This window comes from Sedimentibacter sp. B4 (assembly GCF_000309315.1).
Taxonomy (GTDB): domain Bacteria; phylum Bacillota; class Clostridia; order Tissierellales; family Sedimentibacteraceae; genus Sedimentibacter; species Sedimentibacter saalensis.
Genome location: NZ_CANG01000341.1, coordinates 1 through 202 on the forward strand (window position 1 = coordinate 1; position 202 = coordinate 202).

General features: G+C 66.3%; 1 protein-coding gene. It reads right to left on the minus strand.

The window, feature by feature from the left end; genetic code table 11:
* A partial coding sequence (locus BN358_RS11340; protein ID WP_157593390.1) for a glutamate synthase central domain-containing protein occupies positions 1–202 on the minus strand: 202 nt, incomplete at both ends.

Sequence of the window (202 nt, forward strand, 5' to 3'; positions counted from 1 at the left end):
CGGCGGGTTGGTCACCTGAGCGAACAGCTGGGCGAAGTAGTCGAACAGGAGCCGCGGACGGTCGCTCAGCACGGCCACCGGAGTGTCCGAACCCATCGAACCGATCGGCTCCACGCCGGTGTTCGCCATCGGCGCGATGATCATCCGCTGCTCTTCGTGGGTGTAGCCGAACACCTGCTGGCGTCGGGTCACCGAGGCATGG